Source organism: Streptomyces mayonensis (genome assembly GCF_018982965.1).
In the GTDB taxonomy this organism is placed as follows: Bacteria; Actinomycetota; Actinomycetes; order Streptomycetales; family Streptomycetaceae; genus Streptomyces; species Streptomyces mayonensis.
Window position 1 is genome coordinate 1 of the sequence record NZ_JACBYP010000111.1, and the last position, 18,011, is coordinate 18,011.

At 70.8% G+C, this 18,011-nt stretch carries 19 protein-coding genes; 10 read left to right on the forward strand and 9 right to left on the reverse strand.

Annotated features, from left to right (window positions below; genetic code table 11):
• The 5 genes from HZS56_RS30190 to HZS56_RS30210 form a co-directional block, all read right to left on the reverse strand.
• A partial coding sequence (locus HZS56_RS30190; protein ID WP_216723987.1) for a DUF475 domain-containing protein occupies positions 1-350 on the reverse strand: 350 nt, incomplete at its 3' end.
• A 49-nt stretch (positions 351-399) separates the two neighbouring features.
• Positions 400-975, reverse strand: a complete 576-nt coding sequence (locus tag HZS56_RS30195) for a TerD family protein (protein WP_216723988.1) — start codon at positions 973-975, stop codon at positions 400-402.
• Positions 976-1,115: 140 nt separating this feature from the next.
• On the reverse strand, positions 1,116-1,691 hold the full coding sequence (locus HZS56_RS30200) for a calcium homeostasis/redox stress adaptation protein (RefSeq protein ID WP_216723989.1): 576 nt from the start codon (positions 1,689-1,691) through the stop codon (positions 1,116-1,118).
• Positions 1,692-1,861: 170 nt separating this feature from the next.
• Positions 1,862-2,320, reverse strand: coding sequence for a peroxiredoxin (locus HZS56_RS30205; protein WP_216723990.1), 459 nt, complete (start codon positions 2,318-2,320; stop codon positions 1,862-1,864).
• A 126-nt stretch (positions 2,321-2,446) separates the two neighbouring features.
• Positions 2,447-2,884 carry a DUF3052 domain-containing protein gene (locus HZS56_RS30210; RefSeq protein WP_007449195.1) on the reverse strand — a complete coding sequence of 146 codons (438 nt, stop codon included), beginning with the start codon at positions 2,882-2,884 and terminating at the stop codon, positions 2,447-2,449.
• Positions 2,885-3,345: 461 nt separating this feature from the next.
• Between HZS56_RS30210 and aceE the strand changes: the two genes are divergently transcribed.
• Complete coding sequence (aceE, locus tag HZS56_RS30215; protein WP_216723991.1) at positions 3,346-6,102, forward strand: pyruvate dehydrogenase (acetyl-transferring), homodimeric type; 2,757 nt, start codon at positions 3,346-3,348, stop codon at positions 6,100-6,102.
• A gap of 169 nt (positions 6,103-6,271) precedes the next feature.
• Here aceE and HZS56_RS30220 read toward each other — a convergent pair whose 3' ends face one another.
• Both HZS56_RS30220 and HZS56_RS30225 read right to left on the reverse strand, forming a co-directional pair.
• A complete protein-coding gene (locus HZS56_RS30220; RefSeq protein WP_216724012.1) occupies positions 6,272-6,580 on the reverse strand; it encodes a small hydrophobic protein in 309 nt (102 codons plus the stop codon).
• 276 nt (positions 6,581-6,856) lie between these two features.
• Complete coding sequence (locus HZS56_RS30225; protein ID WP_216723992.1) at positions 6,857-8,467, reverse strand: MFS transporter; 1,611 nt, start codon at positions 8,465-8,467, stop codon at positions 6,857-6,859.
• 160 nt (positions 8,468-8,627) lie between these two features.
• On the opposite strand from HZS56_RS30225, the gene HZS56_RS30230 reads away from it, so the two are divergent.
• From HZS56_RS30230 to HZS56_RS30240, 3 genes are all read left to right on the forward strand, one after another.
• On the forward strand, positions 8,628-9,302 hold the full coding sequence (locus HZS56_RS30230) for a TetR family transcriptional regulator (RefSeq protein ID WP_216723993.1): 675 nt from the start codon (positions 8,628-8,630) through the stop codon (positions 9,300-9,302).
• A gap of 54 nt (positions 9,303-9,356) precedes the next feature.
• Positions 9,357-10,574: an alpha/beta hydrolase gene (locus HZS56_RS30235; protein WP_216723994.1), complete on the forward strand. Its 1,218-nt coding sequence runs from the start codon at positions 9,357-9,359 to the stop codon at positions 10,572-10,574.
• A gap of 66 nt (positions 10,575-10,640) precedes the next feature.
• Entirely contained in the window at positions 10,641-11,510 is an 870-nt protein-coding gene (locus HZS56_RS30240) for a DUF4429 domain-containing protein (RefSeq protein ID WP_216723995.1), read from the forward strand.
• A 44-nt stretch (positions 11,511-11,554) separates the two neighbouring features.
• Here HZS56_RS30240 and HZS56_RS30245 read toward each other — a convergent pair whose 3' ends face one another.
• Complete coding sequence (locus tag HZS56_RS30245) at positions 11,555-12,055, reverse strand: MerR family transcriptional regulator (protein WP_216723996.1); 501 nt, start codon at positions 12,053-12,055, stop codon at positions 11,555-11,557.
• A 108-nt stretch (positions 12,056-12,163) separates the two neighbouring features.
• Between HZS56_RS30245 and HZS56_RS30250 the strand changes: the two genes are divergently transcribed.
• The 3 genes from HZS56_RS30250 to HZS56_RS30260 all read left to right on the forward strand — a co-directional run bounded on the left by HZS56_RS30250 (position 12,164) and on the right by HZS56_RS30260 (position 13,894).
• The gene (locus tag HZS56_RS30250) at positions 12,164-12,634 is read left to right on the forward strand and encodes a GNAT family N-acetyltransferase (protein WP_216723997.1); all 471 of its coding nucleotides are present in this window, start codon (positions 12,164-12,166) and stop codon (positions 12,632-12,634) included.
• A gap of 19 nt (positions 12,635-12,653) precedes the next feature.
• Positions 12,654-13,475, forward strand: a complete 822-nt coding sequence (locus HZS56_RS30255; protein WP_216723998.1) for a serine hydrolase domain-containing protein — start codon at positions 12,654-12,656, stop codon at positions 13,473-13,475.
• Positions 13,476-13,606: 131 nt separating this feature from the next.
• On the forward strand, positions 13,607-13,894 hold the full coding sequence (locus HZS56_RS30260) for a hypothetical protein (protein ID WP_216723999.1): 288 nt from the start codon (positions 13,607-13,609) through the stop codon (positions 13,892-13,894).
• A 24-nt stretch (positions 13,895-13,918) separates the two neighbouring features.
• Here the strand turns inward: HZS56_RS30260 and HZS56_RS30265 are convergent, their stop codons facing one another.
• Positions 13,919-14,578, reverse strand: a complete 660-nt coding sequence (locus HZS56_RS30265) for a pirin family protein (RefSeq protein WP_216724013.1) — start codon at positions 14,576-14,578, stop codon at positions 13,919-13,921.
• Between the two features lie 96 nt (positions 14,579-14,674).
• Here HZS56_RS30265 and fasR point away from each other — a divergent pair, with 96 nt between their 5' ends.
• From fasR to HZS56_RS30280, 3 genes are all read left to right on the forward strand, one after another.
• Positions 14,675-15,880, forward strand: a complete 1,206-nt coding sequence (gene fasR / locus HZS56_RS30270; protein ID WP_216724000.1) for a fatty acid biosynthesis transcriptional regulator FasR — start codon at positions 14,675-14,677, stop codon at positions 15,878-15,880.
• A gap of 89 nt (positions 15,881-15,969) precedes the next feature.
• Positions 15,970-16,896 (forward strand): ACP S-malonyltransferase, encoded by a 927-nt coding sequence (locus HZS56_RS30275; RefSeq protein ID WP_216724014.1) that lies wholly within the window; start codon positions 15,970-15,972, stop codon positions 16,894-16,896.
• A gap of 16 nt (positions 16,897-16,912) precedes the next feature.
• Complete coding sequence (locus HZS56_RS30280; RefSeq protein ID WP_216724001.1) at positions 16,913-17,944, forward strand: ketoacyl-ACP synthase III; 1,032 nt, start codon at positions 16,913-16,915, stop codon at positions 17,942-17,944.
• Positions 17,945-18,011: the final 67 nt, after the last annotated feature.

The window sequence follows — 18,011 nt, forward strand, 5'->3', positions numbered from 1 at the left end:
GGGTGGGCGTCGGTCACCAGTTCCTGGTAGCGGTCCTTGTCGGTGAGGGCGAGGTCGACGGCCTCGACGGGGCCGAGTTGGGCGCTGACGGCCACGATGACGACCGGGAAGACCAGGCGCATGCCGAAGACGGCGATGAGGATGCCGATGGTGAGGAAGATCTTCTGCCAGAAGGCATTCATCTTCTTCAGGATCCCGGCGTTGACCACCGCGTTGTCGAAGGACAGCGAGATCTCCAGGATGGAGAGGATCGCCACGATCCCGAAGGCGGTCCACCCCCCGTAGAACACCGCCGCGACCAGGCCGAGCGCGGTGACCGCGAACGACCAGCCGAAGGTTTTCAGAAGCACTGGCTACCCAATCGTGTGTGTACGGGGCTCCCCCGCGCCGTACTCGGCTTTACGAAACGTTGACTCCGAAGTCTAGAGCGATGCCCCGAAGCCCCGACGCGTACCCCTGCCCCACTGCACGGAACTTCCACTCGCCCTGGTAGCGGTAGAGCTCGCCGAAGATCATCGCGGTCTCGGTGGAGGCGTCCTCGCTGAGGTCGTAGCGGGCCAGTTCCTGGCCGTCGGCCTGGTTGACGACCCGGATGAAGGCGTTGCTGACCTGGCCGAAGGTCTGGCCGCGCTCGTCGGCCTGGTGGATCGAGACCGGGAAGACGATCTTGTCGCAGTGGGCGGGCACCTTGGAGAGGTCGACCAGCAGCGACTCGTCGTCGCCGTCGCCCTCGCCGGTGAGGTTGTCGCCGGTGTGCTCGATCGAACCGTCCGGGCTCGTGAGCTGGTTGTAGAAGACGAACCACTCGTCGCCGAGCACCCGGCCGCTGCTGCACACGAGTGCGCTGGCGTCGAGGTCGAAGGGTGCTCCGGTGGTGGAACGCGCGTCCCAGCCGAGCCCGACCAGTACCTGCGTGAGGTTCGGTGCGGCCTTGGACAGGGAGACGTTGCCGCCCTTGGCAAGCGTGACGCCCATGGTGATGGTCCCTCCCCGGGTGATGGTTCCTGTTTCCTGCACGTCCGGGGTTCCGGCCCCGGTGACTGCTTCGGTCCCTCAGACGTTCACGCCGAGGTCCTGCCGGACGTCAGGCGTTCACGCCGAGGCCCTCACGGACGTCAGACGTTCACGCCGAAGTCCTGGGCGATGCCGCGCAGGCCGGAGGCGTAGCCCTGGCCGATGGCGCGGAACTTCCACTCGGCGCCGTTGCGGTACAGCTCGCCGAAGACCATGGCGGTCTCCGTGGAGGCGTCCTCGCTCAGGTCGTACCGGGCGATCTCGGCCTCGCCGGCCTGGTTGACGACGCGGATGAACGCGTTGCGGACCTGGCCGAAGGACTGCTGGCGGTTCTCGGCGTCGTAGATCGAGACCGGGAAGACGATCTTGTCGATGTCCGCGGGGACGGTGGCGAGGTTGATCTTGATCTGCTCGTCGTCGCCCTCGCCCTCACCGGTGAGGTTGTCACCGGTGTGCTCGACGGAGCCGTCCGGGCTCTTCAGGTTGTTGAAGAAGATGAAGTGCGCGTCGCTGGCGACCTTGCCGGCGCTGTTCAGCAGCAGCGCGCTGGCGTCGAGGTCGAAGTCGGTGCCGGTCGTGGTGCGGATGTCCCACCCGAGACCGACGATGACCGCGGTCAGGCCGGGGGCCTCCTTGGTCAGCGATACGTTGCCGCCCTTGCTGAGGCTGACTCCCACGAGTCCTCCATTGGTGTCCGGGGGCGGTCAGCCCCGTAGTGCGTGGATGTGGTGCGTGGATTGCGTGGCTGGTGGATACCGGATCAACGATTCGATCCTAGTGACGGGTTCCCGCCGTCCGCAGGCCCTGGGACCGACGAATCGCAGGGTGTCGGGTCACCGGACGCGCATCACAGGGTGTCGAGCGCCTTCACGTACGCGTTCAGGTCGCGGGCGTCGGGCAGGCCGTTGACGACGGTCCAGCGCACGACGCCCTCGCGGTCGATGATGAAGGTGCCGCGGACGGCGCAGCCCTTGTCCTCGTCGAAGACGCCGTAGGCGCGCGAGACGTTGCCGTGCGGCCAGAAGTCGGAGAGCAGCGGGTACTCCAGGCCCTCCTGCTCGGCGAAGACGCGCAGGGTGTGGATGGAGTCGTTGGAGACGGCGAGCACCTGGGTGTCGCGGTCGGAGAACTGCGGCAGGTTGTCGCGCACCTCGCACAGCTCACCGGTGCACACACCGGTGAAGGCGAAGGGGTAGAAGAGCAGCACGACGTTCTTCCGGCCCTGGAAGTCGGACAGCCTGACGGCAGCGCCGTGGTTGTCCTTGAGTTCGAAGTCGGGGGCCTTGTCGCCGACCTGGATCGCCATGTCCCGTTCATCCCTTCCGAGGGTGGTTCGCTGGAAACACCCTACGCAGGGAGCATCGCGGACCCGCGGACGGGCCGACGGCGGTCGGTCCGTCCGCGGCGTCCGGATGCCGCGGAGCCCTGACGGCTACCGCTTGGACTTGGCCGCCTTGGGCGTGGCCAGCCGGCTGCCGCTCCAGTCCTTGCCGACGCTGACGCTCTTCGACGCCGTCAGTCCGGCGGTCGTCGAGGCTTCCGAGATGTCACTGGCCTCGACGTACCCGTCACGGCCGGTCTTCGGCGTGAGAAGGAGGATCGACCCGCCCTCTTCGATGTACGTGGTGGCATCCACCAGCGCATCCGTCAGGTCGCCGTCGTCGTCACGGAACCACAGCACGACGGCATCGGCCACGTCCTCGTAGTCCTCGTCCACCAGCTCGCCCTCGACGGCGCCCTCAATGGCCTCGCGGAGCTCCTGGTCGACGTCGTCGTCGTAGCCGATCTCCTGGACCACCTGCCCGGGCTGGAAACCCAGCCTGGCGGCAGGGTTCGTCCGCTCCTCCGCGTGGTCCGCGGTCGCGCTCACGGGTTGCCTCCTGATCATGTTTCGGATGGGGTCCCCCCGGGCCCGTCCAGGGCCTTGGGAGGAGTCTTCGGAGCCTCGCGCGGGCGCGAGGCTTGGCCGTAGTCCACACGGGCGGGACGGATCGCGCAAGTACCCGGCCTCCGGGACCGCCGAAACGGTGACGATCCGGGCCGTGTCGTCGCAACTCCAGCCCTGCGGGGCGACGTGAAGGTGACATACACCACACCTATCTGCCCCCTTTGCGTATTTGGGAACCATGTGTGGGTACGAGACTCGAATGAACGTGCCCCCGATCCCTGTCAAGGAACCGGTTACCCCACGGTACAGATGACGATCGCCCCCGCGAGGTACACGATGGACAGCCAGCGGGGAATCGGCCCAGACACCCCGCAGAGCGGCCCTCCGACAGCGGCCTCCGACCACAGCTTCCAACACCGGCCCTCCGACAGCGAAGGAACAGCGTGGCTTCCGCATCCGATCGCAGTGATCGCAGTCCGATCATCATTGGTGGCCTTCCGAGTCAGGTTCCTGACTTCGATCCCGAGGAGACCCGGGAGTGGCTCGACTCCCTGGACGCCGCCGTCGACGAGCGCGGCCGGGAGCGGGCCCGGTTCCTGATGCTGCGGCTGATCGAGCGGGCCCGTGAGAAGCGCGTGGCCGTGCCCGAGATGCGCAGCACGGACTACGTCAACACCATCCCGACCAAGAGCGAGCCGTTCTTCCCGGGCAACGAGGAGATCGAGCGCAAGATCCTCAACGCCACCCGCTGGAACGCCGCGGTGATGGTCTCGCGCGCGCAGCGGCCCGGTATCGGCGTCGGCGGGCACATCGCCACCTTCGCCTCCTCGGCCTCCCTGTACGACGTGGGCTTCAACCACTTCTTCCGCGGCAAGGACGAGGGCGACGGCGGCGACCAGGTCTTCTTCCAGGGGCACGCCTCGCCCGGCATCTACGCCCGCGCGTACCTCCTGGACCGGCTCGGCGAGGAGCACCTGGACGGCTTCCGGCAGGAGAAGTCCAAGGCGCCGCACATGCTGTCGTCGTACCCGCACCCGCGGTCGATGCCGGACTTCTGGGAGTTCCCGACGGTCTCCATGGGCCTCGGCCCGATCGGCGCGATCTTCCAGGCCCGGATGAACCGCTACATGCACGCCCGCGGCATCGCGGACACCTCGCGCTCGCACGTGTGGGCCTACCTCGGCGACGGCGAGATGGACGAGCCGGAGTCGCTGGGCCAGCTGTCCATCGCGGCCCGCGAGGGCCTGGACAACCTGACCTTCGTGGTCAACTGCAACCTCCAGCGCCTGGACGGCCCGGTGCGGGGCAACGGCAAGATCATCCAGGAACTGGAGTCGGTCTTCCGCGGTGCCGGGTGGAACGTGATCAAGCTCGTCTGGGACCGCACCTGGGACCCGCTGCTCGCCCAGGACCGCGACGGCGTGCTGGTGAACCGCATGAACACGACGCCGGACGGCCAGTTCCAGACGTACGCCACCGAGTCCGGCGCCTACATCCGCGACCACTTCTTCGGCGACGACCACCGGCTGCGGGCGATGGTCGAGAACATGACCGACGACCAGATCCTGCACCTGGGGCGCGGCGGCCACGACCACCGCAAGATCTACGCGGCGTACCAGGCGGCCCTGGAGCACAAGGGCCAGCCGACGGTCATCCTGGCCAAGACGATCAAGGGCTGGACCCTCGGCCCGAACTTCGAGGGCCGCAACGCCACGCACCAGATGAAGAAGCTGACGGTCGACGACCTCAAGCGCTTCCGCGACCGGCTGCACCTGCCGATCTCCGACAAGGAGCTGGAGTCCGGCCCGCCGCCGTACTACCACCCGGGCCGGGACACCGAGGAGATGCAGTACATGCACGACCGGCGCCGCGCCTGCGGCGGGTACGTGCCGACCCGGGTCGTCCGCTCGAAACCGCTCCCTCTGCCGGACGACAAGACCTACGCGACCGTGAAGAAGGGCTCGGGTCAGCAGTCCATCGCGACGACGATGGCCTTTGTGCGGCTGCTGAAGGACCTCATGCGGGACAAGGAGATCGGCAAGCGGTTCGTACTGATCGCGCCGGACGAGTACCGCACGTTCGGCATGGACTCGTTCTTCCCGAGTGCGAAGATCTACAACCCGCTCGGGCAGCAGTACGAGTCCGTGGACCGCGATCTGCTGCTCGCCTACAAGGAGGCGCCGAACGGGCAGATGCTGCACGACGGCATCTCGGAGGCCGGCTGCACGGCGTCGCTGATCGCGGCGGGATCGGCGTACGCCACGCACGGCGAACCGCTCATCCCGGTCTACGTCTTCTACTCGATGTTCGGTTTCCAGCGCACCGGCGACCAGTTCTGGCAGATGGGCGACCAGCTGGCGCGCGGTTTCGTACTGGGCGCGACCGCGGGCCGTACGACACTGACCGGCGAGGGCCTCCAGCACGCCGACGGCCACTCGCAGCTGCTCGCCTCCACCAACCCGGCGTGCGTGGCGTACGACCCCGCCTTCGGGTTCGAGATCGCGCACATCGTCAAGGACGGGCTGCGCCGGATGTACGGCGGGGACGAGCAGCACCCGCACGGCGAGGACGTCTTCTACTACCTCACCGTCTACAACGAGCCCATCCGCCACCCGGCCGAGCCGGAGAACGTGGACGTCGAGGGCATCCTCAAGGGCGTGTACCGCTTCAGCGAGGGCACCGGCGGCTCGATCCCGGCGCAGATCATGGCGTCGGGGGTCGCGGTGCCGTGGGCCGTGGAGGCGCAGCGGATCCTCGCCGAGGAGTGGAACGTACGGGCCGACGTCTGGTCGGCGACCTCCTGGAACGAGCTGCGGCGCGAGGCCGTGGCCTGCGAGGAGCACAACCTGCTGCACCCCGAGGAGGAGCAGCAGGTGCCGTACGTGACCCGGAAGCTGGCCGGTGCGCAGGGGCCGTTCGTGGCGGTGTCCGACTGGATGCGGTCGGTGCCGGACCAGATCGCGCGGTGGGTGCCGGGGACGTACCAGTCGCTGGGCGCCGACGGGTTCGGGTTCGCCGACACCCGCGGGGCGGCGCGGCGGTTCTTCCACATCGACGCCGAGTCGGTGGTGGTGGGCGTGCTGAGCGAGCTGGCGCGGGAGGGCAAGGTCGACCGGTCGGTGCTGAAGCAGGCGATCGACCGGTACCGGCTGCTCGACGTGACGGCGGCCGACCCGGGCCCGGAGGGCGGGGACGCGTGACGCGCACGCGGTGACATGCCGCGCACGCAGCAGATGAGGAGTCCCCCGGCCGGGCGGCCGGGGGACTCCTCATCTGCTGCTCTGCTGCTCTGCTGCGGTTCGGGGTGCGGTGCGCGGTCGTTCAGAGCATGCCGCCGTACATGTCAGATGTTCATGTCAGGCGTTCATGTCAGAGCATGCCGTTGTTCATGCCCGCCGACCCGGCGAGCCAGACGATCGCCAGGAGGGTGTCGATCGCACCCAGGGCGAAGGCCACCACCGCCGGCACGGGCCGGGAACCCGCCCAGCTCCGTCCCATGGCGAGCCAGCCGCACACCATGGCGACCGGGCCCAGGACGATGCCCAGCGTGAAGAATCCCGCGACCGCGCACACGACTCCGACGATCCCGAGCGTCGCACGGTCCGGCCCGTTCCGTGACCACGTCCGGCCACGTGAGCGGGGGCGCCTGCGCGACTGCTGTCCGAAGCTCGCCATCATCAACTCCCTGAACTCCTTGTGGAGTTCGGGTACCCCCGTACGGCGTTCCATGCCCCCTCGCGGAGGTGCTGCCTGCGCGCGGCCCCCCTCCGGCCGCGCGCCGCAGCCGCTCGCCCCCGTGCTCTGCGGACGACCTGACCCACTGTGACCCGCACGGTCCACCGGAGGGGAGGGTTCGCCGGACGGGTCACCCTGATGGACGAAACAGAAGGCGCAGGCCCCGTCAAAGGGGCAAGCCCGCCCAGGCCGCAAGCCCCGTCCGAGGCACAAGCCCCGTCAGATGTGCCCCACGCCCGCGCCGGCCTCCGCGTTGTCGCCGCGCTTGGTGAGGAAGGCGACCGCCACCGCCACCACCGCGACGCCGGCGGCCACGAGGGAGGCCAGGCTCATGCCGGAGATGAAGGTGTCGTGGGCGACGTCGGAGATCTTCCCGGCGATCTCGGCGGGGGTGCCCTGCGGCACCGGCGCCACACCGACCTGGACCGCCTCGGAGGCCTGGTGGGCCTGGGCCGGCGTCAGTTCGGGAAGGCCCGCGTCCGCCCAGTTGCCCGCCAGGTCGTTGTCCACCTTGGAGGCCATCACGGCACCGAGGACGGCCGTGCCGAGGCTGCCGCCGATCTGCATCGCCGCCTGCTGGAGACCGCCGGCCACGCCCGAGAGCTCCATCGGCGCGTTGCCGACGATGACCTCGGTGGCACCGACCATGACCGGCGCGAGGCCGAGGCCCAGCAGGGCGAACCAGAGCGACATGACGCCGCTGCCGGAGTCGGTCTGGAGCGTGGAGATGCCGTACATCGCGATCGCGGTGCACGTCATGCCGCCGGCCAGCGGGATGCGCGGGCCGACCTTGGTGATCGCCGCGCCGGCCAGCGGCGAGGCGACGATCATCATGGCGGTGAGCGGCAGCAGGTGCAGACCGGCGTCGACCGGGCTCATCCCGTGCACGTTCTGCAGGTAGAAGGTGACGAAGAACAGGCCGCCCATGAAGGCGATGGCCATCAGGACCATCAGGACCACACCGGCCGACAGCGGCACCGAACGGAACATCGCCAGCGGGATCAGCGGCTCGCGCACCTTGGTCTCCCAGAAGGAGAAGAGGGCGAAGCCCACCACCGAAGCGCCGATGAACAGCCACGTCTGACCGGAGCCCCAGCCCCACTCCGGAGCCTTGATCAGCGCCCAGACGAGGGCGAACATCGAGGCCGAGAGCAGCACGATGCCGAGGACGTCGAAGGAGCGCGGCCGGTTCTCGGCCCGGTGGTCCAGCAGGATCATGACGCCGAGGACGACGGCGAGGACGCCCACCGGCACGTTGATGAAGAACACGGACTGCCAGTTGACGTGCTCGACCAGCACGCCGCCGAGGATCGGGCCGCCCGCGGTGGAGGCGCCGATGACCATGCCCCAGATGCCGATGGCCATGTTGAGCTTCTCGGCGGGGAACGTCGCTCGGAGCAGACCGAGCGCGGCGGGCATCAGCAGCGCGCCGAACAGGCCCTGGAAGACACGGAAGACGATGACGGCCGCGATGCTGCCGGACAGCCCGATGGCGCCGGAGGACGCGGCGAAGCCGGCCACGCCTATGAGGAAGGTCTGCCGGTGCCCGAAGCGGTCGCCGAGCTTGCCCGCGGTGATCAGCGCGACCGCGAGGGCGAGGAAGTAGGCGTTGGTGATCCACTGGACGTCGGCGAGGCTGGCGCCCAGGTCGTTCTGGATGGCCGGGTTGGCGATCGCCACGATGGTGCCGTCCAGGGCCACCATCATGACCCCGACCGCGACGGTGACGAGGGTGACCCACGGATGGCCGCGCAGTCCCCTTGCGGGTGCGGAACCCGACGGGGCGGCGTCGCCCGGTTCCGGCTTGTCGATGGTGGTCTGACTAGTCATACGGTTGAGGCTAATGACAGCCTCTGACAGTTGACAAACCAATTCACGGGTCAGTAACTGACATTTCATCGGCGTATAGCCTGAACTGCGGAAACGAACCGCATCGACCCGCGGGCGGCCGCGGCGCACACCGCTGCACCCGTGTTGAAGGAGCGAACTCTTGGGCGGCCTTCGCGAACTCAAGAAGCAGCGCACCCGGGACCTGCTCCTGCGCTCGGCCCTCGAACTGTTCACCGAGCACGGTTACGAGGAGACGACCGTCGACGACATCGCCGAGGCCGCCGACGTGTCGCAGCGCACCTTCTTCCGCTACTTCGCCTCCAAGGAGGAGGCGGCGTTCTACGTGTCGCGGCTCGCGGAGGCACGGTTCGTCGAGGCGGTCCACGCCCGCCCGCCCGGGGAGGCGCCGCTGGACGCGCTGCGGATGGCCCTCGTGGAGAGCTGGAGCACCATCGGCGAGGCGATCGGGCAGCTGGTCCCGGTCGAACTGCACATGCGTTTCTACCGGGTGGTCGAGTCGACGCCCGCGCTGCTCGCGGCCCATCTGCGCCGCGCCACGGAGCTGGAGGAGGAGATCGCCCGCGTCGTCGCGGCCCGCGAGGGCCTCGACCTGGACCGGGACCCCCGGCCCCGCGTGCTCGTGGCCGTCTTCGGGGCGGTGATGCGGGTGACCGAGCGGATCTGGTCGGCGGGCGACGACGCCAGCATGGCGGCCCTGCGCGACCTGACCGCCTCCTACCTCGACGAGGTGGCTCCGGCCCTCACCGGGAACTGGCGGGAGGGACCCGTCGCCGAACGTACGGACGCAACCCCGGAGCGCCACACCGAAACGTGATCCGTGTCACTGGATTCACGCGAGACCGGCCCGTTCTCCTAGTGTGTCCTCCCAGTGACTTCCTTCGACACCTCCCCGCAGCTGAACGTCTGGCGCGCACTGCTCGCTCTGGCCGTGGTGTTCGTGATGCTGGCGACCACCGGCTGGACCGCCCTGCGCAACCACCGGGGTCCCACCGCGCTGGAGGCGTCGATATCAGCCTGGGAGCACGGCCGGATCGACGGACGCCGGCTGCCCGACGCCCAGGCGGCGCCCGCCCGGCTGGCCCGGTTCTTCGCCTCGCTCGGCGAGTGGCAGCGCAAGAGCCTGGCCCGCCGGTACCCCCTGGCCGTCGGCAACATGAACGGCGCCCCCGTCGGGCTGCGCTACCTCGCCAACCGCTCGGCGCTGCACGAGGCGCGGGCGGTCGAACGAGAACGCATGCACGACAAGCGCCTCTCCCCGTCCGGGCAGCGCGAGGCGGCCGAGCGCATGCACCACTACGAGTCGCTGCTCGGTCCCGGCCGCCACATCCTCGCCTTCGACCCGGCGGGCTCGGGAAAGGTCGCCGAGGTCTTCGGCAACCTGAACCGCGCCGACCGCGTGTCCGTCGTGGTGCCCGGCGTCGACACCGAACTGGTCACCTTCGAGCGCTCAAAGCGCAAGTACTCGGCGCCCGTCGGCATGGCGAAGTCGCTGTACGAGGCCGAGCGTACGACGAGCCCCGGCACCCGCACGGCCGTGATCGCCTGGGCGGACTACACCTCCCCCAGCGGCCTAGGCATGGAGGCTGCCACGGCGACCCGCGCCCAGCACGGGGCGGCGCGGCTGAACGCGCTCCTCGGCGCCCTGCCCGGCAGGGCCCCGGTCTCCCTCTTCTGCCACAGCTACGGCTCGGTGGTGTGCGGCCTCGCCGCCGGCACGCTCCCCCCGCGGGTGACCGACATAGCGGTGGCCGGCAGTCCCGGGATGCGCGCCGACAGCGCCGACCGCCTGGACACCTCCGCCCGTGTGTGGGCGATGCGGGACGCCGACGACTGGATCCAGGACGTGCCGTACCTGGAGGTCGGCGGCCTCGGGCACGGTGCCGACCCGGTGTCCGCCGGGTTCGGGGCGCGGGTGCTGTCGGCGCGGGGCGCCCAGGGGCACAGCGGTTACTTCGTGCCGGGCACGGAGAGCCTGCGCAACTTCGCAGGGATCGGGGTTGGCGCATACCGCACGGTGGCCTGCGCCGACACGGATGACACATGCCGGGCGGGTTTGTCCGGGGCGACGGCGGCCGGACGCGCGTAGAGGCGTAGAAACTCCGGTTTGCACGGGGAGGGGACGGAGAGGCTCGTGCCGCATACGATGAGCCGCATGGGTGACGTACTGGCCGGATTTCATGCCGCCTGGGAGTTCGAGTCCGACTCCGTGCTCATCCGCTACGAACGGGGGATTCGAACACCCAAGCTGTTCCAGGCTCTCGGGGAACGCCGTGTCCCCGTGGAGGCGATCGCCGGCGTGACGCTCACGCCCGGCAGGCGCGGCACCGTCGTGCTGCGCGTCCAGCTGCGCGAGGGTGCCGATCCGCTGATCGAGGCGGCGGCCGGACAACTGAAGGAGAGCGGCGACCCGTACCGGCTGGTGGTGCCGGCCGAGCGGGAGACGCTCGCGGAGTACTACGCCGAGGAGCTGAGCGGGATACTGCCCGGCGCCGGGAGCCCCGAGCCGGCGGACCGGTACCTGGTGGCCGCGCCCGAGGCACCGCTGCACTTCAAGGCGTACGACGGGAAGGCGTCGTTCGACGGCAAGGCGGTGTCCTTCCGCTGGTCGTGGACGGGTGCGTCGTCGGCGAAGTGGAAGGCCGGCGACCAGCGCTTCCCGGTCGCCGACCTGGGCGGCGTGGAGTGGCGCTCGCCCGAGGCGCTGGAGGGCTACCTGCGGCTGCTGCCGCGGGACGCCGCGAGTGCGGCCGCACCGGCCGCCCCGCAGGCCGACCAGGACCCGGCGTCCGTGGTGTTCGGGCTCGGGTACGGACCCGTGCACGAGTCGCTGCCGTTCGCCGCGGCGGTCCTCGCGGCGGTACGGGACCGGGGCCCGGCCACGCCGGTACCGGTGCCGGCGCCGCGCCGCGACCCCGCGGACATCGCCGAGCGGATCCGGCACCTGGGGGAACTGCACCAGCAGGGGCTGGTGACGGACGAGGAGTTCTCCTCGAAGAAGGCGGAGCTGCTGGCGGAGCTGTGACGCTCCCTCAGCGCCCAACCCGCCCCGCCCCGCGCCGCTCCCCTTTACCGCTCCGGTGCGGCGCGTCCGGCGTCCGTGTAGAAGCCGATCTTCCGGTCGAGCACGGCGACGGCGTCCTGGAGTTCGGCGATCCGCGTCAGCGCGTCGCGGCGGGTCGACTCCAGGAGCTCCCGCCGGGCCGCGTACGTGCTCTCCCCCTCGCGCACCATCTCGGCGTACCGCACCATGTCGGCGACCGGCATGCCGGTCATCCGCAGCTTGCCGACGAAGTCGAGCCAGTCGAGGTCGCGGTTGCGGTAGCGGCGCTGGCCCGTGTGCGAGCGGTCGACGCCGGACATCAGGCCGATCCGCTCGTACCAGCGCAGGGTGTGGGCCGTGAGCCCGGTGAAGGCGACGACCTCGCTGATGGTGTAGCGGTCCTGTCCGTCGGGGCGCGGGTGGCGCGGCGGCGGGGCGGAGCAGACGTCTGCGGTGGTGGCGTTTCTTCCGGCGTTCCTGGTGGCGTTCGGACCGAGGGCCTCGGCCGTGCTCTGCATCACCGTCATGGCGGCAACGCTATGGCCTTGGAGTGCACTCCAGGCAAGCGGACCCGGCGGGGAACCGCGGTGGGAAAAGTGCAGGACACCCGGCGGGCCCGTCGTTAGCGTGCGGGCATGAGTCCCGTACGCCGTGCCGTGCCCGAGGACGCCGCGGAAGTGCTCCGCCTGCGTCAGGTGATGCTCGATGCGTTGACCCCCGGCTCCCCCACCGACTGGCAGACCGCTTCCCTGCCCGCCCTGCGGGACCGGCTGGCCGCCCCGGACGGCGACCTCGCGGCCTTCGTCGTCGACCACCCGGAACGCCCCGGGTCCCTGGCCGCGCTGGTGGTGGGCACCCTGGAGTACCGCATCGGCGGACCGGGGCGCCCGCCGGGCGGCCTGATCGGCTACGTCTTCAGCGTCGCCACCAACCCGGACGCCCGGCGCCGCGGGTACGCACGCGCGTGCATGGACGGGCTGCTGGAGTGGTTCCGCGAGCGGGGCGCCGGGCACGTCATGCTCACGGCCTCCCCCGACGCGGAGCCCCTGTACACGGCGATGGGCTTCACCCGCGACACGACCCCCTCGATGAGGCTGCACCTCTGAGCCCTCTACTCTCGACGCCATGCCCCTGAAGAGCCTCGCGTCGATCGAGAACTGGCCCGTCCCCACCGCCGCGGCGGGCGTCGTACGGGCCGACGGCACGGTCCTGGGCACCCACGGCCCGGCCGCCCACCGCTTCCCGCTCGCCTCGGTCACCAAGCCGCTCGCGGCGTACGCGGCGCTCGTGGCGTACGAGGAGGGCGCGATCGAGCTGGACGAGCCGGCCGGACCGCCCGGATCCACGGTCCGCCACCTGCTCGCCCACACCTCGGGCCTGGCCTTCGACGAGCACAAGGTCACCGCCCCGCCCGGTGAGCGCCGCCTCTACTCCAACGCCGGTTTCGAGCAGCTCGGCGACCACCTCGCGAAGGCGGCGGACATGCCCTTCGCCGAGTACGCCCGCCAGGCGGTCCTGGAACCCCTGGGCATGACGGACACCTCCCTCGACGGCTCCCCGGCGAAGGACGGCGTCTCCACGGTCGACGACCTGCTCCGCTTCGCCGCCGAGGTGCAGGCACCGCGCCTGCTCGACCCTCGCACGGTCGCCGAGGCGATGACGGTCCAGTACCCCGGCACGAAGGGCGTCCTGCCGGGCTACGGCCACCAGAACCCCAACGACTGGGGCCTCGGTCTGGAAATCCGCAACGGCAAGTCCCCGCACTGGACGGGCTCCGCCTCCTCCCCCCGCACCTTCGGCCACTTCGGCCAGTCCGGCACCTTCCTGTGGATCGACCCCGACGCGGGCCTCGCCTGCACAACCCTCACCGACCGCGCCTTCGGCCCCTGGGCGGTCGAGGCCTGGCCGCCCTTCACGGACGCGGTACTGGCGGAGACGCGCGGCTGAGCGCGAGGTTCTCCGTCGCGAGCACCCCGGTGTCCGCGCCGTCTCACCGGCCCAGTGCCGACAAAATCGCGCGGCCCGTCACGGAGACAATCGAGGCGGTCGAGGCGGTCGACGAGAAGGGCAGGCACCGGATGAACGACCTGGAGACGTCAGTGAGAGAGCTGCGAGCGACCGCCGCCGCCGCCGCCGGGATGAACGCCGTGGAACTCGCGTTGCTCTCCCGGGAGAAGCTGGGGCCGGCGTTCGGTGCCGTCTCCTTCGTCGCCGTTTTCCGCCAGGCGTTCGGCATTCCGCTGCCCGTCCTGCAGCGGGCTCAGGCATGGGAGCGATTCGGTTGGGGGGACACGCACATCTCCGACGAGGAGTTCTGCGCCCTCCTCTCGCCGTGGATGGCGAGGAGTCGGCCTCCGGGCGGCTGAGGACTCGTCCGTCTCCCGGTCCCGTCAGCGGCCCGCCATCTCCCACACCAGCAGCTCCGCCCCCGGCTCCCCCGCCACCGCGGCCACGCCCTCCGTGTCCGTGAGGCGGGCCGCGTCGCCCGCGCCCAGGTCCTCGGCGTCCAGGCGGACCGCGCCCCGCACCACGTGGACGTACAGGTACGCCCCGTCCGGTACCGCCGTCCGCTCCCCCGGTGCCAGGCGGCGGACGTGGAGCATCGCGCCGGCCTGCGGGAGGGCGTACGGGGTGGAGTCGGCGATGCCGCGGACGATCTCGTAGGACGGGTCGCCGCCGGGGTCCAGCGGGGCCAGCCACATCTGGACGAAGGTGAGGGGGACGGCGGCGGCATTGCGTTCGACGTGCCGGACGCCGCCCGCGGAGCTGAGGCGCTGGACGTCGCCGGGGCGGACCAGCGTCTCGTGGCCCGTGCTGTCGCGGTGGGTGAGTTCGCCCTCGACCACCCAGGTGACGATCTCCGTGTGGCTGTGCGGGTGCTCGTCGAAGCCGGCGCCGGGGGCCAGGCGCTCCTCGTTGCAGGCCAGCAGCGCGCCGAAGCGGAGGTTGTCGGGGTCGTAGTGGGGGCCGAAGGAGAAGGCGTGGCGGGAGACGATGCCCGCCTCCGGGTCGCCTCCCGGGTAGCGCTCGTCGGCGCGGCGTACGTCCATCACGTCGTTCACCGTAGCCCCGTCACGGCGCGGCGGTGCCGGCCAGGACGGCCCCGGCCGCACCCCCGCCCGCCCCGATGAGGCAGTCTTGTCCCCGTGCCCGAACCCGAAACCGGCAAGCCCGACGCCCCCGCCCAGCCCGCACACCCGCACACCGCGACCCTCAAGCGGCTGGAGCAGTCCTCCGGATCGCTCGCCGCGCAGGCCATCGCGCGTATGGACGAGACGCTGCCGTGGTACCGGGCGATGCCACCGGAGAACCGTTCCTGGATCGGGCTGGTCGCCCAGGCCGGCATCGCCGCGTTCACCGAGTGGTTCCGGCAGCCGGACGCGCCCCAGGCCATCTCCACCGACGTCTTCGGCACCGCGCCCCGCGAGCTGACCCGGGCGATCACGCTGCGGCAGACCGTGGAGATGGTGCGGACGACCATCGAGGTGATGGAGTCCGCGATCGACGAGGTCGCCGCCCCCGGCGACGAGTCCGTGCTGCGCGAGGCGCTGCTCGTGTACGCCCGGGAGATCGCCTTCGCGACCGCCCAGGTCTACGCCCAGGCCGCGGAGGCACGCGGTGCCTGGGACGCGCGCCTGGAGTCGCTGGTGGTGAACGCCGTACTCAGCGGGGAGGCCGACGAGGGCGCCGTGTCGCGCGCGGCCGCGCTGGGGTGGAACTCGCCCGAGCACGTGTGTGTCGTCCTCGGCACCGCGCCCGACGGGGACTCCGAGCTGACCGTGGAGGCCATCAGGCGCGCGGCCCGGCACGCCAAGCTCCAGGTGCTGACCGGGGTGCTCGGGGACCGGCTGGTGGTCATCGCCGGTGGCCGCAACGACCCGCTGGCGGTGGCGAAGTCGCTGATCGGGCCGTTCGCACAGGGGGCGGTCGTGGCGGGGCCCGTCGTGCCGGACCTGCTGGCCGCGACCCGGTCCGCGCAGGCCGCCGCGGCGGGGCTCAAGGCGTGTACGGCCTGGCAGGACGCGCCGCGGCCGGTGCTCGCCGACGATCTGCTGCCGGAGCGTGCGATCGCCGCCGACCCGTCCGCTCGTGAACAGCTGGTGGAGGAGATCTACAGACCACTGGAGGAGGCCGGGGCCGCGCTCCTGGAGACGCTCAGTGTCTATCTGGAGCAGGCGAGCAGTCTGGAGGGCGCGGCCCGGATGCTTTTCGTTCACCCGAACACCGTGCGCTACCGGCTCCGACGTGTGACTGACGTCACCGGATGGTCACCCTCTGATGTACGGTCTGCCTTCACCCTGCGGATCGCGCTCATCCTGGGGCGTCTGGCCGACGGAGATGCGCAGCTCTAGGCTTTTGTCGAGGGTCCACAAAACCCCCTGCTGTTCTTCGTCCCTGTCCCCACGGGCGGTCGTGGCCGTCCCCAAGAGAGAGTGTGAGTGTGCTCGTACTCGTCGCTCCCGGCCAGGGCGCCCAGACGCCCGGCTTCCTGACTGACTGGCTCGCCCTTCCCGGCGCCGCGGACCGCGTCGCCGCGTGGTCCGACGCCATTGGACTCGATCTCGCCCACTACGGCACCAAGGCCGACGCGGACGAGATCCGGGACACGTCCGTCGCCCAGCCGCTGCTGGTCGCCGCCGGACTGCTGTCCGCCGCGGCACTCGGTGACATCTCGGACCTCGGGCCCGGCGCGGTCGCCGGACACAGTGTCGGCGAGATCACCGCCGCCGCCTTCGCGGGCGTCCTCGACGACACCGCCGCGCTGACCCTCGTACGCCGTCGGGGCCTGGCCATGGCCGAGGCCGCCGCCGTCACCGAGACCGGCATGTCGGCGCTGCTCGGCGGCGACCCCGAGGTGAGCGTCGCGCACCTGGAGAAGCTCGGCCTGACCCCGGCGAACGTGAACGGCGCAGGTCAGATCGTGGCCGCCGGTACCATGGAGCAGCTGGCCGCGCTTGCCGAGGACAAGCCCGAGGGCGTGCGCAAGGTCGTCCCGCTGAAGGTGGCCGGCGCCTTCCACACGCACCACATGGCGCCCGCCGTGGACGCGCTCGCCGAGGCCGCGAAGGCGCTGACGCCGGGCGACCCGAAGGTGACGTACGTGTCCAACAAGGACGGGCAGGCCGTCGCCACCGGCGCCGAGGTGCTGGAGCGGCTGGCCGGGCAGGTGGCCAACCCGGTGCGCTGGGACCTGTGCATGGAGACGTTCAAGGCGCTGGGCGTCACCGCGCTGGTCGAGGTGTGCCCGGGCGGCACGCTGACCGGGCTCGCCAAGCGTGCCCTGCCCGGCGTGAAGACGCTGGCCCTGAAGACGCCCGCCGATCTCGACGCGGCCCGCGAGCTCGTCGCCGAGCACACCCAGGCCTGACAAGGAGCGCGAGAGCATGTCGAAGATCAAGCCCAGCAAGGGCGCCCCGTACGCGCGCATCCTGGGCGTCGGCGGTTACCGTCCGACCCGGGTCGTGCCGAACGAGGTGATCCTCGAGACGATCGACTCGTCCGACGAGTGGATCCGCTCGCGCTCCGGCATCGAGACCCGGCACTGGGCCTCCCCGGAGGAGACCGTCGCCGCGATGTCGATCGAGGCGTCCGGCAAGGCGATCGCGGACGCCGGGATCGACGCCGCGCAGATCGGCGCCGTGGTCGTGTCGACCGTGTCGCACTTCAGCCAGACCCCGGCCGTCGCCACCGAGATCGCCGACAAACTCGGCACCGACAGGGCCGCCGCGTTCGACATCTCGGCGGGCTGTGCGGGCTTCGGCTACGGACTGACGCTGGCCAAGGGCATGATCGTCGAGGGTTCGGCGGAGTACGTGCTGGTCATCGGCGTGGAGCGGCTGTCCGACCTGACCGATCTGACCGACCGGGCGACGGCCTTCCTGTTCGGCGACGGTGCGGGCGCGGTCGTGGTCGGCCCCTCCCAGGAGCCGGCGATCGGCCCGACGGCCTGGGGCTCGGAGGGCGACAAGTCCGAGACGATCAAGCAGACCGTCCCCTGGGACCGCTTCAAGGTCGGCGACGTCTCCACCCTGCCGCTCGACTCCGAGGGCAACGTCAAGTTTCCTGCGATCACGCAGGAGGGCCAGGCGGTGTTCCGCTGGGCCGTGTTCGAGATGGCGAAGGTCGCGCAGCAGGCGCTGGACGCGGCCGGGATCAGCCCGGACGACCTGGACGTCTTCATTCCGCACCAGGCCAACGTGCGGATCATCGACTCGATGGTGAAGACGCTGAAGCTGCCGGAGCACGTCACGGTCGCCCGTGACATCCGCACCACCGGCAACACCTCGGCCGCCTCGATCCCGCTCGCGATGGAGCGGCTCCTGGCGACCGGCGAGGCCAAGAGCGGCGACACCGCGCTCGTCATCGGCTTCGGGGCGGGTCTCGTCTACGCCGCGACGGTCGTTACCCTCCCCTAGGCACTGCGTGCCGGACCCCACGGTCCGGGACGCGGAGCAGCAACACTCGCCGCGACGCGGCGGGCCG